Genomic DNA, 26,195 nt, shown 5'->3' with positions numbered 1-26,195 from the left:
GAACGCGGACGTTGCCTGCCCGGAAGCGGGTCAACTTACCGCAACCCAATACGGCTAATTGCCGAGGGGTTTGCTGAGGCTCAAATTCCCGTGCGATTACGTGGTGAAATGGATCGCGCAATTGTTGCGTAGCGCGAAATTTCTAACGAAAAAGCCGCGGATCAAATCGACCCGCGGCTTTCAATTCAGGGCGACGAAAAATCAGACGCGCTCGATAGCGATCGCAATCCCCTGCCCCACGCCGATACACATCGTGCAAAGCGCAAAGCGCCCTTGCGTGCGATGGAGCTGATACGTGGCGGTCGTCACGAGACGTGCGCCGCTCATCCCGAGCGGGTGCCCAAGCGCGATCGCGCCGCCGTTCGGGTTGACGCGAGGATCATCATCGGCGACGCCGAGCATGCGCAGCACGGCGAGGCCTTGCGAAGCAAACGCTTCGTTCAACTCGATCACATCGAACTGGTCGATGGTCATGTTCAGACGCGCGAGGAGCTTCTGCGTAGCGGGCGCGGGACCGATACCCATCACGCGCGGCGCGACGCCAGCCGTTGCGATACCGAGCACGCGCGCACGCGGCACGAGCCCGAAACGCTTCGCGTTTTCCTCATTGGCGAGGAGCAGCGCGCAAGCGCCGTCATTCACGCCCGAAGCATTGCCTGCCGTCACCGAGCCATCCGGGCGCACGACGCCCTTGAGCTTGGCCAGCGCTTCGAGGCTCGTTTCACGCGGATGCTCGTCGCGCGAGAAAACAATCGGATCACCCTTCTTCTGGGCAATCGTCACCGCGACGATCTCCTGCGCAAGCGTGCCATCCGCCTGTGCGCGAGCCGCCTTCTGCTGGCTGCGAACCGCGAACGCATCCTGATCGGCGCGGCTCACGTTGTAGTCGACGGCGACGTTTTCGCCCGTTTCCGGCATCGAATCCACACCGTACTGCTGCTTCATCAGCGGATTGACGAAGCGCCAGCCAATCGTCGTGTCGTAAATCGCGGCGTCGCGAGCGAAGGCACTCGTCGACTTGCCCATGACGAACGGCGCGCGGCTCATGCTTTCCACACCGCCCGCAATCATCAGCCCCGTTTCGCCCGACTTGAGCGCGCGCGCGGCAATGCCCACGGCGTCCATGCCGGAGCCGCACAGGCGGTTCACCGTCGAGCCCGGCACGGCCTGCGGCAAGCCCGCCAGCAGCGAGGACATGCGCGCGACGTTACGGTTGTCCTCGCCCGCCTGGTTCGCGCAGCCGTAGATGACGTCATCGATCGCCGTCCAGTCCACGTCCTTGTTGCGCTCCATCAGCGCCTTGAGCGGCACGGCGCCGAGGTCGTCGGCGCGAACCTGGGCAAGGGCGCCCGCGTAGCGGCCGATAGGTGTGCGAACCGCGTCGCAGATGAATGCTTCCGTCATGTGAGTCTCCTTTCGATCGCACGCACTTGATGCGATCCCATGCAAAGATGATTGAGATTGACGGACTGCGCGGGCGAAAATGGGAGATCGAGCGCGCACGTCCTCGTGCGATTTGTTCGAATACCGAACCGATGATCGTTAATCGAACAATTTGACGGCCATAATAGGCGCGTCCTGGGACGAGTGTCAAGCACGCGGACCTGGCTCCAAAAACGAAAAAGCCGCACAGGACGGTTGGCCCGTGCGGCTTTGCGAGTTCAGGCGGGCGCGAGGCGCCAGCCAGTGAGGCGAACGCTTAACGCGACATCATGAGCGCGCCGACATTGTGCATGACCCAGATCGTGCCGAAGATCAGGAACGCGGCGGCCAGCACCGTGTACGCCAGCGACAGGACGTTCCAGCCCTGCCCCGGCGACGTGTTCAGATGCAGGAAGAACACGAGGTGCACGACCACCTGCACGAAGGCGAGCACCGCGATCACTATCAAGGCCGCGGAGGCATCGAGCGTGCCGTGCAGGACAACGCCGAATGCGCCCGCGGTAAGCAGCACCGAAAGAATGAAGCCCGCCACATAGCTGCCGAGGCTGCCGTGCGACTCTGCATGAGATTGAGCCATTTAGAGCACGCTCCCGAGATAGACAAAAGTAAACACGCAGATCCACACCACGTCGAGAAAGTGCCAGAAGAGGCTCAGGCACGTGAGGCGGCGGATTTCCTGCTCGCCCAACTCCCGTGCGCGAACCACCTGGATCATCATCACGAGCATCCACAGCAGGCCGAAGAACACGTGCAGTCCGTGCGTGGCGACCAGCGTGAAGAACGACGACAGGAACGCGCTGCGCTGCGGGCCGGCGCCTTCTGCGATCAGGTGCGAAAACTCGCGCAGTTCGAGCACGAGGAACGACGCACCCAGAATGAAGGTGACGGCGAGCCAGCCGAGCACCACGCCGTTCTTGCGCTGATGCGCGCCGAGCATCGCGAACCCGTACGTGATGCTCGAAAACAGCAGCACGGCCGTTTCGAGCGCCACGCCCTGAATATCGAACAGGTCCTTGCCCGTGGGGCCGCCCGCAAACTGCTGGCTCAACACGCCGAACGTGGCGAACAGCGCCGCGAACAGCAGGCAGTCGGTCATCAGGTAGACCCAGAAGCCGAATACCGAGTGCGACTGCGGGTGATCGTGCTGATCGAGTTCGGCAAGGGTTGCCGCATTGGTTTTCTGTAACATCAGACTGCCTCCTCGGCGACCAGGTCGCGCTTGGCCACGGCGGCGCCGGTGCCAAAGCGGCTTTCTTCGATCTCGCGGACCTTCGCGGCCGGAATGTAGTAACCGTCGTTGTTGCCAAAGCTCTTGAGGATGACCGTCAGCACGACGCCGACGAACCCGAGCACCGCAAGCCACGTGATGTGCCACACGGCCGCGAAACCCAGCACGAGGCTGAACATGCCGATGAAGAGGCCCGCCGACGTGTTCGACGGCATGTGGATGTCGCTGTATTTCGCGGCGAGGCCCGGAGCGCGGCCCGCTTCCTTCATGTGCGCGAAAGCGTCGATGCCGTCCACGTGCGGAATGACCGCGAAGTTATAGACCGCCGGCGGCGACGACGTTGCCCATTCGAGCGTGCGGCCGTCCCACGGATCGCCGGTCACGTCCTTGCATTCGGCCTTGTTGCGGTTCACGAAGGCCATGACCCACAGCAGGACCTGGAACACGACGCCGACCGCGATGATCGCAGAGCCAATCGCGGCGACCACGAAGTACGGATGCCATTCGGGCACATCGTAGTGGTTGGTACGACGCGTTGCGCCCATGAAGCCGAGCACGTAGAGCGGCACGAAGGCCACGTAGAAGCCGACGAACCAGCACCAGAACGACGCCTTGCCGAGCTTTTCGCTGGGCTTCAGGCCGAACACCTTCGGGAACCAGTACTGCAGGCCCGCGAGGTAGCCGAACACCACGCCGCCGATAATCGCGTTGTGGAAGTGAGCGACCAGGAAGAGCGAGTTGTGGAGCACGAAGTCCGCGCCCGGAATCGCGAGCATCACGCCGGTCATGCCGGCGATCGAGAACGTCACCATGAAGCCGACGGTCCAGAGCACGGGCGCGGTGAAGTGCACACGGCCGCGATACATCGTGAACAGCCAGTTGAAGATCTTCACGCCGGTGGGAATGGCGATGATCATCGTCGCGATACCGAAGAACGCGTTGACATCGGCGCCCGCACCCATCGTGAAGAAGTGGTGCGCCCACACGAGGAACGCCAGCACCATGATCGCGCACGAGGCGTAGACCATCGTCTTGTAGCCGAACAACGGCTTCTTGCAGAACGTGGCCATCACTTCCGAGTAGATGCCGAACGCAGGCAGCACGAGGATGTACACCTCGGGGTGGCCCCACGCCCAGATCAGGTTCAGATACAGCATGGCGTTGCCGCCCAGCTCGTTCGTGAAGAAGTGCGTGCCGACGTAGCGGTCGAGGCCGAGCAGCGCCACCGCGATCGTGAGGATCGGGAACGTGGCCATGATGAGCACGTTCGAGCACAGCGCGGTCCACGTGAACACGGGCATCTTCATGAGCGTCATGCCGGGCGCGCGCATCTTGACGATCGTGACGAAGAAGTTCACGGCCGTGATCAGCGTGCCGACACCGGAAAGCTGCACTGCCCAGATGTAGTAGTCCACCCCCACGTCTGGACTGAACTGGAGCTCAGAGAGCGGCGGATACGCGAGCCAGCCCACCTTCGCGAACTCGCCGACCACGAGCGAAATGTTGACGAGGATCGCGCTGATCGCCGTCATCCAGAACGAGAGCGAGTTCAGGAACGGGAACGCCACGTCGCGCGCGCCGATCTGCAGGGGCACGACGAGGTTGAAGAAGCCGACCATGAGCGCCATCGCCATGAAGAAGATCATAATGACGCCGTGCGCCGTGAAGATCTGGTCGAAGTGATGCGGCGGGAGATAGCCGGGCGAGTCGAACGCCATGGCCTGCTGGATACGCATCATGACCGCGTCGGCGAAGCCGCGCACGAGCATGAGCACCGCCACGATCATGTACATCACGCCGATGCGTTTGTGGTCCACGCTCGTGAGCCACTCGGTCCAGATGTACTTCCACTTGCCGGTCACGGTGACGAGACCGAGCACGCCGACGACGATCAGCGCCATGAACGCCGCCGCGCCCATGATGATGGGCTGATCGAACGGGATCGCCTCTAATGTGAGTTTTCCGAACATGCTGCTTACCCCTTGGTCACGCAGGACGGGTCGAAATTCGTGACGTGCCCGTTGTTGTACTTCGCGATGATGTTATTGAAGAGCTTCGGGTCGACGGTCGAGAAGTACTGCACCGGCGCCTTCTCCTGCGGCTTCGCGACCGTTGCGTACTCGTCCATCGAAAGCTGGGTGGACGACGTCTTCACCTTCTGCACCCACGCGTCGAAGTCCTGCTGGCTCGTGGCGAGCGTGCGGAACTTCATGTCCGAGAAACCCTTGCCGCTGTAGTTGGACGAGAGCCCGTCGAAATCGCCCGCTTCGTCGGCGATCAGGTGCAGACGCGTTTGCATGCCCGCCATCGCGTAGACCTGGGTGCCCAGTTGCGGGATGAAGAACGAGTTCATCACAGCGTCCGACGTGATGCGGAAGTTGACCGGCGTGCCCACCGGAACGGCGAGCTGGTTCACCGAAGCAATGCCGAGGTCGGGGTAGATGAAGAGCCACTTCCAGTCGAGCGCGACGACTTCGACGTTGATGGGCTTCACGCTCGACTCCAGCGGCTTGTACGGGTCGAGTTCGTGCGAGGTGCGCCACGTGAGGATGGCGAGGAACAAGATGATCGCGGCCGGAATGGCCCAGACCACCACTTCGATTGCCGTGGAGTGGGCCCACTTCGGCGCGTAGGTCGCGTTGCGGTTCGAGGCGCGGTAGCGCCACGCGAACAGGAGCGTCAGGATGATGACGGGCACCACGACCAGCAGCATGGCCCATGTGGCCGTGAGGATGAGCGACTTCTCGGCCGCGCCCACGCTGCCCTTCGGGTCCAGCACGGCAAAATTGCCGCTGCACCCCGCAAGAGAAACGAGCAGCCCGCTGCCGAGGGGGATTAACCACCTTTTAAAGGCTTTTCTGTCTTTCATGTTTGCCTGTTCTTCCGTTGTCCACCAAAACGCGTAACACCCAACACATTTGCATCGCAAATTCGCCACGCAAAATGCACCCGTATCGTATTCAGCGCGATTCTACGGAAACCCCAATCTCAAAATTTGATCTTTGCTAAGGATTGGCCAGCGGGACAAAGCACGCCCAGGCAAGCGCGACGGAAAGCCGCAAATATCTTTCCAATAGCTTTCATCTCGCAAACGCCCGCCGCACAGTGGTTTCAGCGTGATTCCCCAGTGCGCGGGCAAGCGAGGATGGGCACCGGCGACACGCGCGGCGCGGTCGAAGAATCGTCAGAAAGTGTGCCGATTCATTCGAATTTCGACATGACTCTTATCTCGTTTTAATTTCAGGAATTGCCGATATTCAGACATACGCAATCGACTCACGAATCAATCATTTTTAGACAAAATCCAATTGACTGAAATCAAATAACTGACTGCCAAATGATCTGATGTGCGCATTTGACGCATGTCACGCGACGCCGCACTATCGATGTTGACGCAGGCGCCATGCCCCGACAGTGAGCGGCCGCCCGACCTCGCCGCTTGTTGGCGAAACCGATCCCTTGGGTTATCTTGATAGGTTCTCCAAGCGCCGCAGCAAGACCGAACGCCACGCCCATGAATTCCGCTTCCAGTGCCTCGCCAGACCGCTCCGCCGACCAGCACGAGATCCCCGAAAAACCGGGCGACTCCTATGTGCAGTCGTTCGCGCGCGGGCTTTCGGTGATCCGCGCATTCAACGCGGAGCATCCCGAGCAGACCCTCACCGACGTCGCCGCCGCCACGGGCCTCACGCGCGCCGGGGCGCGCCGCATTCTGCTCACGCTGCAGACGCTCGGCTACGTCGAAGCCGAAGGGCGGCTCTTTCGCCTCACCCCGCGCATTCTCGACCTGGGCTTCGCGTACCTCACGTCGATGCCGTTCTGGAACCTCGCCGAGCCGGTGATGGAAGAGCTGTCGCAGGAAGTGCACGAGAGCTGCTCGGCGGCCGTGCTCGACCGCACCGAGATCGTCTATGTGCTGCGCGTGCCCACGCACAAGATCATGACGATCAACCTCTCGATCGGCAGCCGTCTGCCCGCGTACTGCACCTCCATGGGGCGCGTGCTGCTGGCCTCGCTCGACGAAGCCGCGCTCGACGAAACGCTCGGCTCCTCGCCGCTCTATGCGCATACGGGGCGCACGGTCACCGACGTCGGCGAACTCAAGAAGATCATCGCCCAGGTGCGCCAGCAGGGCTGGGCCATCGTCGATCAGGAACTGGAAGGCGGACTCATCTCGATCTCCGCGCCTATCCGCAACCGGCAGGGCCGCGTGATCGCCGCGATGAACATCAGCGGCAACGCACAGCGCACGTCCGCCAGGCAGATGGTCAAGACCTTCCTCGAACCGCTTCAGCAAGCCGCGGCGCGTGTGTCCGGCATGGTCGCGCGGCGCACGTAAAAACAACGGATCGCAAGCGGGCGCGCCTGGGCAAGCTGCCCCGGCTGCGCTCGAGCCATTTCAGGCAACTTCGGCGAACACCTGCACGAGCCAGTCGGCGAAAGCGCGCACGCGCAGCGACAACTGGCGGTTCTGCGGGTAAAGCACCGAGACCGGCAAGGGCGGCGGCGGATGCGCGGGCAGCACGACGCACAGCTCGCCGTTGGCGAGCAGGTCGCGCACGCGGTAGCGCGGCACCTGCACGATGCCGAGCCCCGCCAGCGCGCCCGCCGTATAGAGTTCCGCGCCGTTCACGGCCACCGGGCCCGGCAGCGTCACGCGGGCGATACCGTCGGCTGTCGTGAATTCGAGCGGAAGCGCGCGGCCCGTGGTCGGCGACACATAGTTCACGGCCCGATGGCCGGGCCGGCCAGGATTGTCCGTGTGCGTGCCGGCGAGCGCCTCGATCGACTCCGGGTCGCCGTGCCGTTCCAGATACGCGGGGCTCGCGCAGGTCACCTGCTCGAGCAGCGCCACGCGCCGCGCGATCATCGAAGAGTCGGCCAGCTCGCCCGCGCGCAGCACGCAGTCCACGCCCTCGCGCACGAGATCGACGAAGTGATCGCCCGAGCCGATGAAGAGCTCGACGCGCGGATAGCGCGCGAGAAAGTCGGGCAGGCGCGGCATCACGAAATACTGCGTGAGCGTGCCCTGCATGTTCACCCGCAAACGCCCCTGCGGATCGGTGTCGCGAAACGCCTCCTCGGTTTCCTCGAGGTCGGCGAGCAGGCGCATGCAGCGCTGGTAGTAGGCATCGCCATCGAGCGTCGGCTTGACCTGGCGCGTGGTGCGTTCGAGCAGACGCACGCCGAGGCGCGCTTCGAGACGCTTGATCGAGTTGGTGACCGTCGCGCGCGGCAGGTTCAGGTCCTCGGCCGCCTGCGTGAAGCTGCGGCGGTCGACGATGCGCGTGAAAATTTGCATCTCCTGGAAACGGTCCAAGGGCATTCTCGTTGAGTTCTCGGGTCGCCTGCATCTTCTCACGGCAACCACGCCCAACCAAAAATCCCCCCGCCCATTCGAGCCCTTAAGCGACTGTTAAGCGGCGCTCGAGGACGGCGCGGAAACTATCCGGCCGCCACCTGCAGCACGAGCTTGACGAACGCCCCGCCCGCCTCCTCCAGGTGCCCCGAGTTGTCGATGCGCGCAAACGCGGCGCCCGACGGCACCTCGAACGGCGCGCGCCGCGCAAGACGCAACGCGACCTGCTCGGGCGTTTCACGCGCCCGGGAAGCGAGGCGCGCGGCGAGTACGTGCTGCGCGGCCTCGATGTGCACGAGCGTCATGCGCGGGTAGCGCTCGAACGCCTCGCCCGCGTAGGCGCGCGAACCGTTCACCACGACGGTGCAGCCGAGCGCCATCCATTGGTCGATCTCCACGCCCACGCCGTAGCGCAGCGCGTGGCTGCGCCATTGCAACGCGAAGAGGCCGCGCTGCGAGCGCGCCTCGAATTCGGCCTCGGTGAGCGCGATGTGGTTCTCGCCGCCGCTGTCTTCGCGCGTGATGTAGCGATGCGCGAAGACGACGTCTTCACCGGAGAGGCGCTCGCGCGCGTAACGCAGCAACGTGTCCTTGCCCGCACCCGAAGGCCCCATTACGTAGATCAGGCCGCCCTTCATGCGCGGGCCCCCGCGAACGGCAAGCGGCGCCACAGCGCGAAAGGCGCGCCCGGCTCGGGCTCGACGAAGAGCGCCGCGCCCTCCACCGGCAGCGGGTTGGCACCCTGCATCTGCGTGTTCCAGGCATCGACGAGTTGCGCGCACGTTTGCGCGTCGTTCAGCGAATCGGATAGCGTCATGTGAAAGCGGAATTCTTCGAACACGTACGGATAGCCCCACGCTTCGACGTAAGCGCGCTGACGCTGCGTGAGCGGCGCGTCGAGGCGCTTCGCGAGTTCGGCGGGCGTTTGCGGGGCGCGCAGCGAACCGAGCGCGCGCCGTGCGTCGGCAGCCAGTTCGCGCAGGGCGGTTTCGCCGGCATCGTCGGCGGGGCGCAGCGCCACGAAGCGGCCGAGCAGCGCCGCCTCGACATTGGCGTCGAAGCGCGCCTGCCCTTGCGCCCACTGCTGCGCGGCGGCGAGGAGCGCCGCGGGCGTCATGCCCGGCGCGAGACGAAACGGCGGCACGAGGGTGCCGTGCCAGCCATAGCGACGTGGCGCGACCGTGAGCGTTTCCAGCGGCTGCGGCAGGCCTGCGAGCCACGGCGGCGGCGCGAGCGTGTCGCCCGTCTCCGGATCGCGGCCAAGCCACGCGCAGCCCGCCTGCCACCACGCCGACTCGCGCGGCGGCGCATAGTAAAGCGCGAAGCGCGCGGCTTCGCTCCAGTCTTCGTGCAGCACGCTCATATGTCGTGCTCCACCATCAACTGCACGCGGTCGGCGGCGAAGTGCGTGATACCGTACTTGATCGGCACACCATCAAGGTCGACGTCGACGTTTTCCACCCACAGCACCGGCTGCTGCCGGTTGATGTTCAGGCGCCGCGCCACCTCGGCCTCGGGCAGCACGCTGCCGATACGGCTCCACTTGCGCAGATAGTCGGCCACGCCGTATTCGGCCAGGGCCTTCGAGGTGCTGTCGACGCGCTCCATGACCACGGGCAGATCGGCGAAGCGCGCGGCGGGATACCAGCTGCGCGCGTAAGTGAGCGGCACGCCGTCCGACTCGTGCAGCGTTTCGAGCCGGTAGACGAGCGCGCCCGCGCGCAGCCCCAGGGCCTTGGCGACCGTGGGGTCCGCCTTGCCACGCGACGACGACAGCAGCTTGCCCGCCGCCGAATGCTGATGGCGCTTCAGGTTCTCGGTAAAGCGCGTGCGCTTGCCGATGGTGTAGTCGATCGCGCCGGGCTGCACGAAAGTGCCGCGCCCCTGCTCCACGCTCACGAGCCCCAGCGCCGCAAGGCCCAGCATCGCGCGCCGCACCGTGTGGCGGTTCACGTCGAAGCGGCGCGCAAGCTCGCCTTCGCTAGGCAGCCGGCCGTCTTCGCCGAAACCCTTCGCGGCGATCTCGGCCGCGAGGATCTGCTCGATCTGCCGCCACACCGCCACACCCGCGCCGCGCTCAAGCAGGCTGGACGGCGCCTCGTCGTTCGATGTCATGGTGCTGTCATTCCTCTCGGTTCCAATAGCGTTTTGTGCATTGTAGTGCGCAGGGCGTGATGGAAATATGAAAACCTTCATTGCGTCCGCACTGGACGACTGCACCACTAAACGTCTAGACGTTTAGATGAATAGATGGTTCAATCGAGGTCCAGACAAGGCTGTTCGAAAGGCGCAGTTGCCATGTCCGTTCCCCCCGTTCACGACACAGGAACTCCGATGAACGCTTCCTCCACCCCATCCTCCGCGTCGGCGACCCGCCGCGCATGGATGGCCGTTCTCGCGCATACCCCGCGCGCCGAGCTTGAAGCGGCGCTGAGCGCCGCGCTCGCCGGTGCGCCCGAGCCCGCTTTCGACTGGCTGCGTCCGCCACAAACCGGACTGGCCATGGTACGTGGGCGCGTTGGCGGCACCGGCGACGCCTTCAATCTGGGCGAAGCCACCGTCACGCGCGCCACGCTGCGCCTGCGCGCCTCGGGCATTGAGCGCACCGCAGGCGGCGATGCCGGCCAGTCCGGCCCGGTCGGCGTGGCCTGCCATCTGGGCCGCGACAAGCGCCGCGCCGAGCTGGCGGCCCTCGCCGACGCGCTGCTGCAACTCCCCGCGCGCCACGACCAGTTGCACGCCCGGTTGATCGAGCCGCTCGCCGCGCGTCTCGCCGCACAACGCGACGCGCGCCGCGCCGACGCCGCCAGCACGCGGGTCGAGTTCTTCACGATGGTTCGAGGTGACGCATGAGCGACCAACGCAATGCCATGACGCCCGATCTGCTCGCGGCGCTCGCGCCCGGCTTCGGCGATCCGGTTCACGACACGCAGACGGTGTTCCGCACGCTGCTCGACGCGCTCGCGCGACCCGGCACGATCGGCGTGATCGAAACGCCGCTGCCGGCGGCCACGGCGGCGGATGCGTCCCCCGCGCGCGCCGGCCTCGCTGCCTTCGCCTCGCTGCTCGCACTCGCAGACTACGCTACGCCGGTGTGGCTCGCCCAGCCCGACGCCGCACTCGCGGCCGCGCTGCGCTTTCATGCAGGCGCGCCGCTTGCACAGCAGGCGCGCGAAGCCGCGTTCGCCTATGTGCACGACGCCGCCGCCCTGCCGCCGCTCGACGACTTCGCGAGCGGCACGCCCGAGTCGCCGGAGCAGTCGGCCACGGTGTTCGCGCGTGTCGATTCCCTCACCGGCGGCGCACCGCTCACGCTGCGCGGCCCCGGCATCGAAACGACCTGCAGCATCGCGCCCGTCGGTCTGCCCGAGCGCTTCTGGCGCGAACGCGCCGCCCTCGCGCCGCACTTCCCGTGCGGCATCGACTTCTATCTCGTGTGCGGCGACCGCCTGATGGGCCTGCCGCGCACCACTCTCGTGGAGATGCACTGATGTACGTCGCCGTCAAAGGAGGAGAGCGCGCGATCGAAGCGTCGTGGCGTCTGCTCGACGAGGCTCGCCGCGGCGATACGCGCGTGCCCGAACTGAGCGTCGCGCAGATCCGCGAACAGATGCGTCTGGCCGTGGCGCGTGTGATGGCCGAAGGTTCGGTCTACGACGAAGAACTTGCCGCGCTCGCCATCAAGCAGGCAGCTGGCGATCTCGTCGAAGCAATCTTTTTGCTGCGCGCCTATCGCACCACGCTGCCGCGTTTTGCTTACACACAACCGGTCGAAACGGAAAACATGGTGGTGGAGCGCCGCATTTCCGCGACCTTCAAGGACGTGCCCGGCGGCCAGGTGCTTGGCGCGACCTACGATTACACGCAGCGCCTGCTCGACTTCGCGCTGCTGGCCGAAGGCGACGATGCCGCGAGCGCCGAGCCCCAGGCGCCGCGAGCCACCCCGCCCGAAGAAGCGATGCCGCGCGTGGTCTCCCTGCTCGACAAGGAAGGCCTGATCGAGCAGGAAACGCGCTCGGCGCAAGCACGCGAGCCCGGCGACCTCTCGCGTGAGCCGCTTGCGTTCCCTGCCGATCGCACCGTGCGCCTGCAAAATCTCGCACGCGGCGACGAAGGCTTCCTGCTCGCGATGGGCTATGCCACGCAGCGCGGCTACGCGCATTCGCACCCGTTCGCGGGCGAGATCCGCTTTGGTTCGGTCTGCGTAGAAATGATGCTGGACGAACTCGATGAAGCCGTGGAAATCGGCGAGATCGACTTGACCGAGTGCCAGATGATCAACCAGTTCGCGGGCGCGAAAGACGTGCCGCCGCAATTCACGCAAGGCTACGGTCTCGCGTTCGGCCACGCGGAACGTAAGGCCATGGCGATGGCGCTGGTGGATCGTGCGCTGCGCGCCGAGGAGCTGGGCGAGACGATCGCCTCGCCGACTCAGGACATCGAATTCATGCTCTCGCACAGCGATAACGTGGAAGCCTCGGGCTTCGTTCAACACCTGAAGCTGCCGCACTACGTGGACTTCCAGGCTGAACTGGAACTCGTGCGCAAGCTGCGCGCGCAGCACGAAAGCGACAGCGACAGCGACGCGAATGCCGACGCGCACAACAAGGAGGCTGCATGAACGCGCCCGATACCTTGCAATCCACCGCAGCCGAAGTCGCCTCGCACGAAACTCAGGCCGTCTCGGGTTACAACTTCGCGTACCTCGACGAGCAGACCAAGCGGATGCTGCGCCGCGCCCTCCTCAAGGCCGTGGCCGTGCCGGGCTACCAGGTGCCGTTCGCCTCGCGCGAAATGCCACTGCCGTATGGCTGGGGCACGGGCGGCATCCAGGTGACGGCGGCGATCATCGGCGCGAAGGACACGCTCAAGGTGATCGACCAGGGCTCGGACGACACCACGAACGCCGTGAACATCCGTCGCTTTTTCGCGCGCACCACGGGGGTGGCCACCACGCGCCGCACGAGCGAGGCGTCGATCGTGCAGACGCGGCACCGTATTCCAGAAACGCCGCTCACGGACAAGCAGATTCTCGTGTATCAGGTGCCGATGCCCGAGCCGCTGTTCCGGCTCGAGCCGCGCGTGGCCGAATGCAAGAAGCTCCATGCACTGGCCGACTATGGCCTGATCAGCGTGAAGCTTTATGAGGACATCGTGCAGCACGGCAGCATCGCCACGACGTACGACTACCCGGTGACCGTGAACGGCCGTTATCTCACGTCGCCCTCGCCGATTCCGAAGTTCGACAACCCAAAGCTGCATATGAACGCCGCGCTGCAATTGTTCGGCGCCGGTCGCGAGCGCCGCATCTACGCGATTCCGCCGTACACGCCGGTGAAGAGCCTCGACTTCGACGACCACCCGTTCGAAGTGCAGCGCTGGGAGCACGCGTGCGCCCTGTGCGGCTCGCGCGAGAGTTTCCTCGACGAGATGATTGTCGACGACGCAGGCAAACGCATGTTCGTCTGCTCGGACAGCGACTACTGCCACGACCGCCGCGAGCAGATCGATGCGCACGCAACGAATGAAGCAGGAGAGAAAGCATGACGCCGCTGTTAAGCGCAAGATCGCTCACGAAGCAGTACGGCGGCCGCAACGGCTGCCGCGACGTGAGCTTCGACCTGTATCCCGGCGAGGTGTTGTGCATCGTCGGCGAATCGGGCTCGGGCAAGACCACGCTGCTCAACACGCTCGCACTGCGCACCGAATCCGACTCGGGCGCGCTGCACTACACGAGCGCGAACGGCGAAACGCTCGACCTGCGCACGCTTTCCGAGCCGCGCCGGCGCCTGCTTGCGCGCACCGAATGGGGCTTCGTGCAGCAGAATCCGCGTGACGGGCTGCGTGCGGGCGTCTCGGCCGGGGCCAATATCGGCGAGCCGCTGATGGCCGTCGGCGCACGTCACTACGGGCAAATCCGCAACACGGCGCAGCAGTGGATGCAGCGCGTGGAGCTGGACGCGCAGCGCATCGACGAATTGCCGTCGGCGTTTTCGGGCGGCATGCAGCAGCGCCTGCAAATCGCGCGCAATCTCGTCACGGGGCCACGCCTCGTCTTCATGGACGAGCCCACAGCGGGTCTCGACGTGTCCGTGCAGGCGCGCCTGCTCGACCTCCTGCGCACGCTCACGACCAACCTGCATCTTTCGGTGTTGATCGTCACGCACGACATCGGCGTGGCGCGGCTGCTCGCGCACCGCTTGATGGTGATGCAAGGCGGCACGGTGGTCGAATCGGGCCTGACCGACCAGGTGCTGGACGACCCGCAACATCCCTATACGCAGACGCTGGTGGCATCCGTGCTGCCGGTCTAGGATGAAAGACATGACTCTGAACTCATCACCGGGCACGCGCGCGTTCCTCGAAAGACCGGCGCTCATGCTGCGCGCCGAAGACGTGCGCAAGACTTTCACGCTGCACGGCCAGGGCGGCATCGGCATCGAAGCGCTCGCGGGCGTGTCGCTCGACGTGGAGCGCGGCGAATGCATCGTGCTGGTCGGGCCCTCGGGCGCGGGCAAGAGCACCTTCCTGCGCTGCCTGTACGGCAACTATCTCGCAAGCGGCGGCTCGATTGCGATCCGCGACGAGGGCGCGCCGCTCGAGCATCTGGAGATCACGGGCGCAGCGCCCCACGACATCCTGCGCCTGCGCCGCAACGTGGTGGGCTACGTGAGCCAGTTTCTGCGCGTGATTCCGCGCGTGAGCGCGCTCGACATCGTGGCCGCGCCGCTCGTTTCGCGCGGCGTGGAGGAAGACGAAGCACGCGAGCGCGCGCAAACGCTGCTGGCACGCCTGAACGTGCCGCAGCGCCTCTGGCCGCTCGCGCCCGCCACGTTTTCGGGCGGCGAGCAGCAGCGCGTGAACATCGCCCGGGGCCTGATCGCGCAGCATCGCGTGCTGTTGCTGGACGAACCCACGGCCTCGCTCGACGCGGAAAACCGCGAAGTCGTCGCGAGCCTGATTGGCGAAGCGCGCGAGCGCGGCGCGGCGATTGTCGGCGTATTCCACGACGAGGACACGCGCCAGCGCGTCGCCACCCGCGTACTCGAACTCAGCGCGCCGCGCGCGCAAGCGCCGCTCAGCGCCGCAGCCTGAAACCCGCCTGAACGGCGCAAACCGATATCTGATACGGAGCCTGACGATGTTGATCAAGAACGCTCGCATCGTGACGCGAGACGACGTTTTCACCGGCACGCTAAGCGTGGCAGACGGCAAGATCCGCGACATCTCGCGCGGCTCGACCGCCGCGCCCGAAGCCGAAGACTGGGCGGGCGACTTCCTGCTGCCCGGTCTCGTCGAACTGCACACCGACAACCTGGAAAAGCACCTCGCGCCGCGCCCCGGCGTGCACTGGAACACCGACGCCGCATTCGTGATTCACGACGCGCAGATCGCCGCCGCCGGCATCACCACGGTATTCGACGCGCTGGCCATCGGCACGCGCCTGGCCGTGGGCGTGCGCGGCCGCGACGTGCAGCTCGCTAGCGCCAAGGCGCTCACGCGCTTTTCCGAGCGCAACCTGCTGCGCGCCGAGCACTTCCTGCACTTGCGCTGCGAAATCGCCACCGAAGACGTGATCGAGCTGTTCGACATGCTGAGCGACCACCCGCTGCTGCGCCTCGCCTCGGTGATGGACCACACGCCGGGCCAGCGCCAGTGGCACGACCGCGAGCAATGGCGCAAATTTCAGGAGCGCCACGGCAAGTGGACCGACGAGCAGACGAACACGATGCTCACCGAAATGGCCACGGAGCAGGAACGCTACGCCGACGCGCACCGCCTCGAAATCGTGCAGCGCTGCCGCACGCGCAACATCCCGCTCGCGAGCCACGACGACACGCTCGTGGAGCACGTCGAGCAGGCCGCGGCCGAAGGCATCGTGCTCGCCGAATTCCCGACCACGCGCGTGGCCGCCGAGGAAGCGAAAAAGCGCGATATCGCGACGATCATGGGTGCGCCGAACGTGGTGCGCGGCGGCTCGCACTCGGGCAACGTCTCGGCGCTGGAGCTGGCGCAGGCCGGTTTGCTCGACATCCTCTCGTCCGACTACGTGCCGTCGAGCCTCCTGACCGCCGCGTTCGACCTCGTGACCAAGGCCGACTGGACGCTGCCGCGCGCGCTCGCTACGGTCTCGTGGGAACCCGCCAGCAAGTCGGGCCTGCACGATCGCGGCGCGATCGAGCCGGGCCTGCGCGCGGACTTCGTGCGGGTGACGATGCTCGATTCGCTGCCCGTGCCGCGCGCGACGTGGCGCGCGGGCGTGCGCATAGTCTGACGTCGTCCACGCGGTGCAGCCGATTCGTTGCTGCACCGCGACAAAAAACGGCGCGTTGTCTGGCCCTATTCGGGCCGAAAACCAACGGCGCGCCGTCGAATCGATTTCAATTTCCATTCAGACTGCTGACGATGCCGCGACCGCGCGGCATCGCATTCTTCCGACTGTTGCGGCAGAGCATCGCGCAGCCCATCCCAAGCCCCCGCATTGGCCTGTCCCCATTGGCCCGTTCGCCTTGCCCCACAAGGCTTTGCGTTAAATCGTACAAGCGCACGGGCGTACACTTACCGGCACCCTTTCCCGCTATCCGGTATTACACTAGCGACGCAGCAATTTTGACCTGGTAAGCTTGCGCGCGCTTCGCTGGCCGCAGGCTGGCAGGTCCAACAATAATCCGGCGCGAGCCGCGCCGGGAAATGCGCCATGGCGGCACAACCGCACGCGGCGCGCCCTGAACCATCTCGAGGAGTACCCATAGTGAAGAAACTGCTTGCCACCCTCACGGTTGCCGTGCTCGCCGTCTCGGCCGGCGTCGCCCATGCGAAGGACTGGTCCACCGTGCGTTTCGGCGTTGACGCCAGCTACGCACCGTTCGAATCCAAAGCACCCGATGGCAAGCTGGTCGGCTTCGACATCGACCTCGGCAACGAAATCTGCAAGCGCCTGAACGCCAAGTGCGTGTGGGTCGAGCAAGATTTCGACGGCATGATCCCGGGCCTGAAGGCCAAGAAGTTCGACGGCGTGCTCTCGTCGATGACGATCACCCCGCAGCGCGAGCAGCAGATCGCCTTCTCGGCGAAGCTGTTCAACACGCCGACGCGTCTCGTCGCGAAGAAGGGCTCGAGCCTCGCCCCGACGGCCGACTCGCTCAAGGGCAAGTCGGTTGGCGTCGAGCAAGGCACGATCCAGGAAACCTACGCGAAGGAAAACTGGGCACCGAAGGGCGTGAACGTCGTTCCTTACCAGAACCAGGACCAGGTCTACGCCGACCTGATCTCGGGCCGTCTGGACGCTGCGCTGCAGGATGAAGTGCAGGCGGATCTGGGCTTCCTGAAGACGCCGCGCGGCGCTGGCTTCCAGTTCGCCGGCAAGGAAATCCCGACGGGCGCTGCCGCCATCGGCCTGCGCAAGGAAGACGCCGACCTGAAGGGCAAGATCGACAAGGCCATCGCCGACATGATCAAGGACGGTACCTATAAAAAGATCGAATCCAGGTATTTCGACTTCGACGTGTACGGCAGCTAAGCACCACATCGCGCCGGCGCTGCATCGCGGCGCGCGAAGCCCGGGCCTTGTGTCCGGGCTTTTTCTTTTCCGGATTTTTATTTCGGACTCCATACTTTCAGACGATGCCGCAGGCGCGTGAGCGCGCGCCGGTTCCGGCGGCGCGTCGAATCGGCTAAGATCGGTATATGGCCCCCTGCATATGCTTACGGGGCCATCGTTCACTCCAACACCTTTGCGGGCCGCCGCGCCTCGCGCATCCATCATGCAAACCCGAAACCACCCGTTGATCGCGCCCGCCCTCGGTACCGCGCGGGAACTTGCCAGTTTCCACTACGGCAAGGCCGGCGGTCCCAAGGTCTACATCCAGTCCTCGCTGCACGCCGACGAACTGCCGGGCATGCTCGTCTCGTGGGCGCTGCGCCGCAAGCTCGCGGAGCTGGAAGCTGCGGGCCGCCTTCGCGGCGAGATCGTGATCGTGCCGGTGCCCAACCCCGTGGGCCTGAATCAGCACTGGCTCGGGCATATGATCGGCCGCTTCGAATCGAACACGGCGCAGAACTTCAACCGCAATTTCCACGAGCTCACCGCGCTCGTGCTGCCCAGCATCGAGGCGCGTCTCGGGCCCGACGAAGCCGCGAACCGCACGGCCATCCGTGCGGCCATGGGCGAAGCGCTGGCCGCTCAGAAGCCGAAAACCGAACTCGATTCGATGCGCCTCGCGCTCCAGCGCCTTTCGTACGACGCCGACATCGTGCTCGATCTGCATTGCGACTGGGAAGCCGCCATGCACATCTACACGAACCCCGAGCTGTGGTCCGACGTCGAGCCGCTCGCGCGCTATCTCGATGCCAAGGCGTCGCTCCTCGCGCTCAACTCGATCGGCAACCCGTTCGACGAGATTCACAGCTTCTGCTGGTCGGAGTTGCGCGAGCACTTCGGCACACGCTTCCCCATCCCTCACGGCTCGATTTCGGTAACGGTCGAGCTGCGCGGCCAGCGCGACGTCTCGCACGAGCTCGCAGAGCACGACGCCCAGGCCATCGTCGACTATCTGATCGGGCGCGGCGTCATCGAAGGCACGGCCGCGCCGCTGCCGCCACTCGCCCATGCAGCCACGCCGCTCGCGGGCACGGAGCCGATCGTGGCGCCTGCCAGCGGCGTGCTCGTGTTTCGCGTGGATTGCGGCACGTGGGTGGAACGCGGCGCGGCCATTGCCGATGTCATCGACCCGCTCGCCGACACCGTGACGACGCTGCACGCGGGCGTGAGCGGCGTGATGTATGCACGCCATAGCGCGCGCTTCGCCACGGCCGGCATGGAAGTCGCACGCATTGCCGGCGAAAAGCCCATTCGCAGCGGCTCGCTTCTTTCGCTGTAACCTGCAACGCCTTGTCGTAAAAGGGCTCGCGCCATAGGTGCGAGCCTTTTTTATAGGCGTTTCCCGGTTATTTCAATTATTTCGGTTAACTAATTTTCTGCTTCGATGAATCGATGGCAATCAGACGTGTAAAGCGCGCATTGATCGGGCCGTTAATGCGCCCTTGAAATGAATCAAACTCAGCTTGAAGTCAGGTTCAAAAGATGGCTTAACCCGGCAAATAGAAGAAAGCTTAGGAAAAATTCTTATAAGGCCGATTGCCGCAGTCCAGTCTTTCAAATTGACAGGAAAATTGCCCGCGAAGCCAATAACGACGGGCTTCGGGCGCCGCTCTCCGCGGGTGCAACCCGTGTGTCGCTTCCACACAACAGAATGGCGACATTTTGCCTACAAAGTCTTACTGTCACATTCCTTTCGTTATCGACCCTTAAATTGCAGCCCGTCGCATTGACCGGCCCATAAGAGGCCGGAGTAGTCATCTCGTCCTTTACCCGGAGAAACAGTTGAATAAGAAAATTCTGACCACCGCTATTCTGGCCTCGATCGCAGGCGTTGCCCACGCACAAAGCAGCGTAACGCTGTACGGCGTGATCGACGCGGGTGTGAATTACATCAGCAACGTGAAGAACTCGAACGGTACGAACGGCAGTTCGCATCAGTTCTCGTACGGTGACGGCGTGGCGCAGGGCAGCCGTTGGGGCCTGCGCGGCACGGAAGACCTGGGCGGCGGCCTGAAGGCGATCTTCGTGCTCGAAAACGGCTTCAACAGCGGTAACGGCACGGCAGGCCAGGGCGGCGCGATGTTCGGCCGTCAAGCATTCGTCGGTCTGACGCAGTCGAACATCGGTTCGCTGACGTTCGGCCGTCAATACTCGCTCAACACGGACATTCTCGGCTCGCAGTACTCGACCGGTGGCAACACGGTTTCGGGTAACTGGGCGTACCACTTCAACGACATCGACCAGTTGACGTCGAGCCGCATCAACAACGCGGTCAAGTTCCAGAGCGTGAACTTCTCGGGCTTCACGTTCGGCGCGTTGTACGGCTTCTCGAACTCGACCTCGTTCGCCGGCGCACCGGCAACGGGTCCGGCGGCCAGCCCGATCGCCGGCTCGTCGCGCGCGTACAGCTTCGGCGCGAACTACGGCTACGGCCCGTTCAGCATCGGCGCTGCCTACTTCAACCAGACGTACCCGGGCCAGACCACGCCGTCGACGACGACCACGATCGCCAACGTTGCACAGGGCACGCTGCGCGACACGCGCTCGTTCGGTGTCGGTGGCCGCTACATCGTCGGCCCGGCAACGCTGTGGGCCCTGTGGACCAACACGCTGCTTTCGCCGATCGCCGGCTCGTCGACGCTCTACAACGCGTACGAAGCAGGCGGCAAGTACGCCTTCACGCCGGCTCTCGCGGCTGGCCTTGGCTACACGTACTCGCGCACCTCGGGCAGCCAGACGGCTCACTGGAACCAGGTCAACGCATCGCTCGACTACGCCCTCAGCAAGCGCACCGACGTCTACGGCCTCGTGTCGTACCAGGACGCATCGGGCACGCTCGCGAACGGCCAGAAGGTTCAGGCGCAGATCGGCGATTCGGGCTCGAACATTTTCCAGCCGTCGGGCACGGGTTCGCAGGATCAAGTCGCGGTTCGCGTCGGTATCCGCCACAAGTTCTAAGCAGCGTCACTCGCGCAACAGCGGCGGCCGGCGACTCATAGCGCCGGCTCTGCTCGGCGCGCCGCAGCTCGCGCTGCGCGCCGCGCCTTACCGGACGGGGCATCCCTTGGGATGCCCCGCTTTTTTTGGTCCATCGCAGTCGATGCGCGACGCCTTTCGTCACGCCTTCCTGACGAATTCCGATTTGAGGCTCATGGCGCCGAAGCCATCGATCTTGCAATCGATATCGTGATCGCTGTCCACCAGCCGGATATTCTTTACTTTGGTGCCCATCTTGATCACGCCACCCGAACCCTTGAGTTTCAGGTCCTTGATGACCGTGACGGTATCCCCGTCCTGGAGGACATTGCCGGCCGAATCGCGATACACCTTGCCCGCTGTTTCAGCCGACGCGGTGGCTAGCGCCGACCATTCATGTGCACACTCCGGGCAGATGTAGACGTCACCGTCTTCGTAGGTGAACTCGGAATTGCATTTCGGACAGCGTGGCAGTGCGCTCATGGAGAATCCCTGGTGCCGACGGGGGCATTAAAAGCGCGCAAGTATAGCGGCTCCGGCAGACGGCCCACCCCGCCATGCGTGCGGCCTGCGACGTTATGTCCGCCGCGACCCCGCCCTGGCCCCGCTTCTGGTACGCTGCGCTCTCTCACCTCGCAGCGATCGAACCGATGGAACTCCCTTTCAACGAAGCCGCCGTCTCGGTGACGCGCAACGCGCTTTCCGCAGCCGGCCAGGTCTTCCCCATGCGCGACATCGAGGACGTGCGTATCGTCATCGGGCGGCGCAGCCGCGTGGTGCCGATCGCGATCAGCCTGGTCGGCGCCGCCGGCGCTGTCGTGGGTGGTGTGCTCGGCTCGGCGTCCGGTCTCGCGTGCGGCGTGATGGTGATCGTGGTGGGCTGGCTCGCGTGGCTCTGGCAGGAAGCCGTGCACCGGCTCTATGTCGTGACGGGCGGAGAATCGCGCGAGGCGGTCGCGAGCCTCGACCCGGCATTCCTCGAACGTGTGCAGGAAGCGGTGCGCATCGCCAAGGCCGCGCAAGCGGCGCAGGCCGAAGGCGGCACGGCGCGGCCCTCAGCGCCCTGATACCGCCGGAAGCACTACCGGAAGTACTGCCGGAAGCACCGCGGGCGCTCGCCCCTCACTCCATCTCGATCGACTTCACGTGCCAGATATCTCGGGCGTATTCCGCGATCGCACGGTCCGACGAGAATTTCCCCATCCCCGCCACGTTTTCGATCGCGCTCGCGGTCCACGCGGGGACGTCCATGAAACGCTGGTCGGCGGCGTCCTGGGCCTCGATGAAGGCCGAGTAGTCGGCCAGCACGAGGTAGTGGTCGCCCCAGTCCACGAGCGTGTGGAAGATGTCCGTGTAGCGTGCCGAATCGTGCGGTGAAAAGAAGCCCATACGGATCTGGTCGAGCGCGCGGCGCAGCTCGGCGTTTTCCTCGTAGACCTGGCGCGGCCGGTAGCCCGCGCAACGCAGCTGATCGACCTGGTCGGACGTGTGGCCGAAGATGAAAATGTTGTCCTGCCCCACGGCCTCGCCGATCTCGATGTTCGCGCCGTCGAGCGTGCCCATGGTGAGCGCGCCGTTGAGCGCGAGCTTCATGTTGCCGGTGCCCGACGCTTCGGTGCCCGCCGTCGAGATCTGCTCGGACAGGTCCGCTGCGGGAATCAGCGCCTCGGCCACGCTCACGCCGTAATTCGGCACGAACACCACCTTGAGCCGATCGCCCACTACGGGATCGTTGTTGATCTTCGTGGCCACGTCGTTGATGAGGTGGATGATCATCTTCGCCATGCGGTACGCCGACGCGGCCTTGCCCGCGAACAGCACGACGCGCGGCACCCAGTCACGCTCCGGCGCTTCGAGAATGCGGTTGTAGCGCGTGATCACGTGCAGCACGTTGAGCAACTGGCGCTTGTACTCGTGAATGCGCTTGACCTGCATGTCGAACAGCGCGTCGGGATTGAAGACGATGCCCGTGCGCTGCAGGGCGCGATGTGCGAGGCGCACCTTGTTGCTGCGCTTGGCCGCACGGAAGGCGGCTTCGAACGACGCGTCGCCGCGCAGTTTGCGCAGCGCGCCCAGCTCGAAGAGATCGCTGCGCCAGCGCGGCCCGATCGCTTCGTCCACGAGGCGCGCGAGCGGCGCGCTCGCCTGCGCGAGCCAGCGGCGCGGCGTGATGCCGTTGGTCACGTTCGTGAAGCGGTCGGGAAAGAGACGCGCGAAGTCGGCGAAGATATCGCGCGTCATCAGTTGCGAGTGCAGCTTCGAGACACCGTTCACCTTGTGGCTCGCGACGATCGCGAGATAGGCCATACGCACGCGGCGCTGACCGTATTCGTCCACGAGCGAGATGCGGCGGATCAGGTCGAGGTCGTGCGCGCCGCGGTCGCTCGCTTCGCGCAGGAACGCGGCGTTGATGTCGAAGATGATTTCGAGGTGGCGCGGCAAGAGGCGCGCCAATAGTTCGACGTCCCAGGTTTCCAGCGCTTCGGGCATCAGCGTGTGGTTGGTGTACGAGAACACACGGCGCACGTGGCCCATCGCCTCGTCCCACGGCAGATGATGCACGTCCACGAGCAGACGGATCAGCTCGGGAATGGCCAGCACCGGGTGCGTGTCGTTCAGGTGCACCGCGACCTTTTCGGAGAAGCGCCCGAACGTGCTGTGCGTGCGCAGGTAGCGGCGAATCAGGTCCTGCATCGTCGCGGAGACGAAAAAGTATTCCTGGCGCAGACGCAGTTCGCGCCCGGCCATCGTCGAGTCGTCGGGATAGAGCAGCCGCGAGACGTTCTCGGAGATGTTGCGCGCTTCCACCGCGCGCTGATAGTCGCCCTGGTTGAACGCCGACAGGTCGAGTTCTTCGTCCGCGCGCGCGGACCACAGCCGCAGCGTGTTGGTCGCGCTAGTGGCGTAGCCGGGAATGACCGTGTCGTAGGCCATGGCGTTCACGTGCTGCGTGTCGACCCATTCCACATGGCCGTTGCGCTGCATGGTGCGCCCGCCGAAGCGCACGGGATACTGGACCTCGGGCCGCGGAAACTCCCACGGATTGCCATAGCGCAGCCAGTAGTCGGGCGCTTCGACCTGTTCGCCGTTCACGACCTGCTGGCGAAACATGCCGTAGTCATAGCGAATGCCATAGCCGAAACCCGGAATGCCGAGCGTCGCCATCGAATCGAGAAAGCACGCCGCGAGCCGGCCGAGACCGCCGTTGCCGAGCGCCGCGTCGGGCTCGTAGTCGAGCACCGTGTCCATGTCGACGCCCACGCTCGCCAGCGCCTCTTTCATCTGGTCGTGGATGCCGAGCGCGATCAGCGCGTTCGAGAATGTGCGGCCGATGAGAAATTCCATCGACAGGTAATAGACGCGTTTGACGTCCTGATCATACTGGCGGCGCGTGGTGATCATCCAGCGCTCGACGAGCCGGTCGCGCACGGCGAGCGCCGCGGCATGCAGCCAGTCCTGCGGACGGGCTGTCACGGCGTCCTTGCCGACACCGTACATCAGGCGATTGGAGAGGGAACGACGCAGCGCTTCGACGCTGCTTTGCAACTGATCGAACTCGAGACCGATGGCTGTCATCTACTGACTCCTGTCGACCACACCTGGCAACGAGCGCCTGGTGCGGTCCCATGCAATGCGCCGGAAATGGCGGCGCGCCCATAAAAGGTGCAGGGCGCGCGGTTGTTCTGGGCCTGCGCCGCACGTGACGGAACGGGACAATGAAGCGTCGGCGCCGCGGCGCAAAAGGCCGGCACCGCTCGCCAGCGAGCGCAGATCAATTTGCAGAGTAGTGCATTTTCAAATGGCGTGCGGCGGCGCGCCAGCCGGGCACGGAGCACGGCCGCCGGCCACGCGGAACCCGCCGTCCGCCTCGATCCCTTGCCATGCGGTGGGTTGCGCGCGCGCAGCGCGGCGTCACGTCTGCGCGTGACGGGCTTTGCGGTTAGTTGCGATTGCTGAGCCGTGGTGAACGATCGAGTGCTACCCAAGGCCTTACAGTCACCCCACGCCCTGAGGCTTCCCCTGCAGAACCGGGCGGGCTCTGTAACAATCGCAAAATTCGTCCGCGCGGCCCGCGCCGCAGCCTTCATCGTCCATCCGCCCGAGACTGTCTTGTCCGAAACCTTTTCCGCGGCGCGCGAAACCCGCAACACCAGCGATATCGAGCCGCCCGACGCGCCCATGTCCGCGAAGAACCGCCGCGCCATGGGCGCGGTGATGCTCGCCGTTGCGCTCGCCACGCTCGACACCGCCATCGCCAACACCGCGCTGCCGGCCATCGCCACCGACCTGCACGCGGCCCCCGCCGCCTCGGTGTGGATCATCAACGCATACCAGCTCGCGATGGTCGCCACGCTGCTGCCACTCGCCGCGCTCGGCGACATCATCGGCCACCGGCGTATCTATATCAGCGGCCTCGCGATCTTCACGGTCGCTTCGCTCGCCTGCGCGCTCGCACCCACGCTGACCGCGCTCGCCGGGGCGCGCGTGCTGCAGGGGCTCGGCGCGAGCGCCATCATGAGCGTGAACACGGCGCTGATCCGCTTTCTCTACCCGCCGCACCGGCTCGGGCGCGGGCTCGGCATGAACGCGCTGATCGTGGGCGTTTCGTTCGCCGTGGGTCCGACCATGGCCTCGCTGATCCTCTCCGCGGGCACCTGGCCGTGGCTCTTCGCGATCAACGTGCCGCTCGGCGTGCTCGCGCTCGTGTTCGCGCTGCCCGCGCTGCCGCAGACGGCGCGCGGCAAGCACGCCTTCGATCCCGTCGCGGCGGTGCTCAATGTGATTACGTTCGCGGCGCTGATCTTCGCGCTCGGCGAGGCCGCGCAGCGCGCGCCCGGCATCGAAGTGGGCATTGCGGCCGTCGTGGCGCTGGTGTTCGGCGCGCTGCTGATCCGGCGCGAAGCCGGCCATCCCGCGCCCATGCTGCCCGTGGATCTGTTCCGCCGGCCGGTTTTCGCGCTTTCGTCGGTCACCGCGATCTGCTCATTCGCGGCGCAGGGCCTCGCGTTCGTCTCCCTGCCGTTCTATTTCGAAACCGTGCTGATGCGCAGCCAGGTGGAGACCGGCTTCCTGATGACGCCCTGGCCCGTGGTCGTGGCCGCCGCCGCGCCCATTGCGGGGCGCCTCTCCGACCGCTATCCGCCGGGCCTGCTCGGTGCGATCGGGCTCGCCATTCTCTCGGCCGGCATGGCGTCGCTGGCGCTGCTGCCCGCGCACCCCACGGTGACTGACATCGTCGTGCGTATGGCGATCTGCGGCGCGGGCTTTGGCTTTTTCCAGTCGCCCAACCTGCGGGCGATCATGGCGAGCGCGCCGCCCGAGCGCAGCGGTGGCGCGAGCGGCACCGTCGCGGTCTCGCGTCTGCTCGGGCAGACTACGGGCGCTGCGTTGGTGGCGCTGTGCTTCCAGATCGTGGGCCGGCACGGCCCGACGCTCGCCTTAAGCCTTGGCTGCGCCTTTGCGGGCGCGGCGGCCATTGCGAGCGGGCTGCGGCTTTTCGCGCCGTCGCATCGGGCGGTGCAGCGCGGGTGATGCGATTGATGCGGTCCGTGCGGACGGCTGAAGTCTGACGCAAAGGCACGCGGGAA

The 26,195-nt window shown here is 65.3% G+C and carries 24 protein-coding genes; 13 read left to right on the top strand and 11 right to left on the bottom strand.

Translation table 11 applies throughout. The annotated features are described in order from the left end of the window. Positions 1–201 precede the first annotated feature (201 nt). The 5 genes from pcaF to cyoA form a co-directional block, all read right to left on the bottom strand. Positions 202–1,404: a 3-oxoadipyl-CoA thiolase gene (pcaF, locus tag AB3X99_RS08445; protein WP_069261673.1), complete on the bottom strand. Its 1,203-nt coding sequence runs from the start codon at positions 1,402–1,404 to the stop codon at positions 202–204. Positions 1,405–1,699: 295 nt separating this feature from the next. Beyond that, entirely contained in the window at positions 1,700–2,020 is a 321-nt protein-coding gene (cyoD, locus tag AB3X99_RS08440; protein ID WP_069261672.1) for a cytochrome o ubiquinol oxidase subunit IV, read from the bottom strand. Then, positions 2,021–2,632, bottom strand: coding sequence for a cytochrome o ubiquinol oxidase subunit III (gene cyoC / locus AB3X99_RS08435; RefSeq protein ID WP_069261671.1), 612 nt, complete (start codon positions 2,630–2,632; stop codon positions 2,021–2,023). Then, positions 2,632–4,641 (bottom strand): cytochrome o ubiquinol oxidase subunit I, encoded by a 2,010-nt coding sequence (gene cyoB, locus AB3X99_RS08430; RefSeq protein WP_368616630.1) that lies wholly within the window; start codon positions 4,639–4,641, stop codon positions 2,632–2,634. The genes cyoC and cyoB overlap by 1 nt, the downstream gene beginning before the upstream one ends. 5 nt (positions 4,642–4,646) lie before the next feature. Next, complete coding sequence (gene cyoA / locus AB3X99_RS08425) at positions 4,647–5,540, bottom strand: ubiquinol oxidase subunit II (RefSeq protein ID WP_042268346.1); 894 nt, start codon at positions 5,538–5,540, stop codon at positions 4,647–4,649. A 645-nt stretch (positions 5,541–6,185) separates the two neighbouring features. Here cyoA and AB3X99_RS08420 point away from each other — a divergent pair. After that, a complete protein-coding gene (locus AB3X99_RS08420; protein WP_368605454.1) occupies positions 6,186–7,010 on the top strand; it encodes an IclR family transcriptional regulator in 825 nt (274 codons plus the stop codon). Positions 7,011–7,070: 60 nt separating this feature from the next. Here the strand turns inward: AB3X99_RS08420 and AB3X99_RS08415 are convergent, their stop codons facing one another. The 4 genes from AB3X99_RS08415 to phnF all read right to left on the bottom strand — a co-directional run bounded on the left by AB3X99_RS08415 (position 7,071) and on the right by phnF (position 10,145). After that, positions 7,071–7,991 (bottom strand): LysR substrate-binding domain-containing protein, encoded by a 921-nt coding sequence (locus AB3X99_RS08415; protein WP_368616629.1) that lies wholly within the window; start codon positions 7,989–7,991, stop codon positions 7,071–7,073. Between the two features lie 125 nt (positions 7,992–8,116). Further along, positions 8,117–8,668 carry a phosphonate metabolism protein/1,5-bisphosphokinase (PRPP-forming) PhnN gene (gene phnN / locus AB3X99_RS08410; RefSeq protein WP_069261879.1) on the bottom strand — a complete coding sequence of 184 codons (552 nt, stop codon included), beginning with the start codon at positions 8,666–8,668 and terminating at the stop codon, positions 8,117–8,119. Then, the gene (locus AB3X99_RS08405) at positions 8,665–9,393 is read right to left on the bottom strand and encodes a DUF1045 domain-containing protein (protein ID WP_368616628.1); all 729 of its coding nucleotides are present in this window, start codon (positions 9,391–9,393) and stop codon (positions 8,665–8,667) included. Before AB3X99_RS08405 ends, phnN begins: the two co-directional genes overlap by 4 nt. Continuing rightward, complete coding sequence (phnF, locus tag AB3X99_RS08400; protein ID WP_342946772.1) at positions 9,390–10,145, bottom strand: phosphonate metabolism transcriptional regulator PhnF; 756 nt, start codon at positions 10,143–10,145, stop codon at positions 9,390–9,392. Before phnF ends, AB3X99_RS08405 begins: the two co-directional genes overlap by 4 nt. A gap of 219 nt (positions 10,146–10,364) precedes the next feature. Here phnF and phnG point away from each other — a divergent pair, with 219 nt between their 5' ends. From phnG to AB3X99_RS08350, 10 genes are all read left to right on the top strand, one after another. Continuing rightward, positions 10,365–10,883, top strand: a complete 519-nt coding sequence (gene phnG / locus AB3X99_RS08395) for a phosphonate C-P lyase system protein PhnG (protein WP_368616627.1) — start codon at positions 10,365–10,367, stop codon at positions 10,881–10,883. After that, the gene (gene phnH, locus AB3X99_RS08390; RefSeq protein ID WP_368605450.1) at positions 10,880–11,521 is read left to right on the top strand and encodes a phosphonate C-P lyase system protein PhnH; all 642 of its coding nucleotides are present in this window, start codon (positions 10,880–10,882) and stop codon (positions 11,519–11,521) included. Before phnG ends, phnH begins: the two co-directional genes overlap by 4 nt. Further along, positions 11,521–12,651, top strand: a complete 1,131-nt coding sequence (locus AB3X99_RS08385; RefSeq protein ID WP_368616626.1) for a carbon-phosphorus lyase complex subunit PhnI — start codon at positions 11,521–11,523, stop codon at positions 12,649–12,651. The genes phnH and AB3X99_RS08385 overlap by 1 nt, the downstream gene beginning before the upstream one ends. Then, positions 12,648–13,577 (top strand): alpha-D-ribose 1-methylphosphonate 5-phosphate C-P-lyase PhnJ, encoded by a 930-nt coding sequence (locus tag AB3X99_RS08380; RefSeq protein ID WP_324161765.1) that lies wholly within the window; start codon positions 12,648–12,650, stop codon positions 13,575–13,577. The genes AB3X99_RS08385 and AB3X99_RS08380 overlap by 4 nt, the downstream gene beginning before the upstream one ends. Further along, a complete protein-coding gene (phnK, locus tag AB3X99_RS08375) occupies positions 13,574–14,344 on the top strand; it encodes a phosphonate C-P lyase system protein PhnK (protein WP_069261660.1) in 771 nt (256 codons plus the stop codon). The genes AB3X99_RS08380 and phnK overlap by 4 nt, the downstream gene beginning before the upstream one ends. A 10-nt stretch (positions 14,345–14,354) precedes the next feature. Continuing rightward, positions 14,355–15,125: a phosphonate C-P lyase system protein PhnL gene (gene phnL, locus AB3X99_RS08370; RefSeq protein WP_176732806.1), complete on the top strand. Its 771-nt coding sequence runs from the start codon at positions 14,355–14,357 to the stop codon at positions 15,123–15,125. Positions 15,126–15,171: 46 nt separating this feature from the next. Beyond that, positions 15,172–16,305, top strand: a complete 1,134-nt coding sequence (locus AB3X99_RS08365; protein ID WP_368616625.1) for an alpha-D-ribose 1-methylphosphonate 5-triphosphate diphosphatase — start codon at positions 15,172–15,174, stop codon at positions 16,303–16,305. 477 nt (positions 16,306–16,782) lie between these two features. After that, a complete protein-coding gene (locus tag AB3X99_RS08360; RefSeq protein ID WP_368616624.1) occupies positions 16,783–17,550 on the top strand; it encodes an ABC transporter substrate-binding protein in 768 nt (255 codons plus the stop codon). A 244-nt stretch (positions 17,551–17,794) separates the two neighbouring features. Beyond that, positions 17,795–18,910 (top strand): succinylglutamate desuccinylase/aspartoacylase family protein, encoded by a 1,116-nt coding sequence (locus AB3X99_RS08355; RefSeq protein ID WP_342946776.1) that lies wholly within the window; start codon positions 17,795–17,797, stop codon positions 18,908–18,910. 503 nt (positions 18,911–19,413) lie between these two features. Then, on the top strand, positions 19,414–20,589 hold the full coding sequence (locus tag AB3X99_RS08350; RefSeq protein WP_368616623.1) for a porin: 1,176 nt from the start codon (positions 19,414–19,416) through the stop codon (positions 20,587–20,589). 159 nt (positions 20,590–20,748) lie between these two features. Here the strand turns inward: AB3X99_RS08350 and AB3X99_RS08345 are convergent, their stop codons facing one another. Further along, positions 20,749–21,090, bottom strand: a complete 342-nt coding sequence (locus AB3X99_RS08345; RefSeq protein ID WP_368616622.1) for a zinc ribbon domain-containing protein YjdM — start codon at positions 21,088–21,090, stop codon at positions 20,749–20,751. Between the two features lie 167 nt (positions 21,091–21,257). On the opposite strand from AB3X99_RS08345, the gene AB3X99_RS08340 reads away from it, so the two are divergent. Continuing rightward, the gene (locus tag AB3X99_RS08340; protein WP_368616621.1) at positions 21,258–21,674 is read left to right on the top strand and encodes a DUF6232 family protein; all 417 of its coding nucleotides are present in this window, start codon (positions 21,258–21,260) and stop codon (positions 21,672–21,674) included. Between the two features lie 55 nt (positions 21,675–21,729). Here the strand turns inward: AB3X99_RS08340 and AB3X99_RS08335 are convergent, their stop codons facing one another. Further along, complete coding sequence (locus tag AB3X99_RS08335; RefSeq protein WP_368616620.1) at positions 21,730–24,183, bottom strand: glycogen/starch/alpha-glucan phosphorylase; 2,454 nt, start codon at positions 24,181–24,183, stop codon at positions 21,730–21,732. Positions 24,184–24,786: 603 nt separating this feature from the next. Between AB3X99_RS08335 and AB3X99_RS08330 the strand changes: the two genes are divergently transcribed. Beyond that, positions 24,787–26,139 (top strand): MFS transporter, encoded by a 1,353-nt coding sequence (locus tag AB3X99_RS08330; RefSeq protein ID WP_083245022.1) that lies wholly within the window; start codon positions 24,787–24,789, stop codon positions 26,137–26,139. The last annotated feature ends 56 nt before the right edge of the window (positions 26,140–26,195 follow it).

This window comes from Paraburkholderia sp. BR10882 (assembly GCF_040948855.1).
Taxonomy (GTDB): Bacteria; Pseudomonadota; Gammaproteobacteria; order Burkholderiales; family Burkholderiaceae; genus Paraburkholderia; species Paraburkholderia nodosa_A.
The sequence above is the reverse complement of the archived record's forward strand: the minus strand, read 5'-3'. Positions and strand labels throughout refer to the sequence as shown.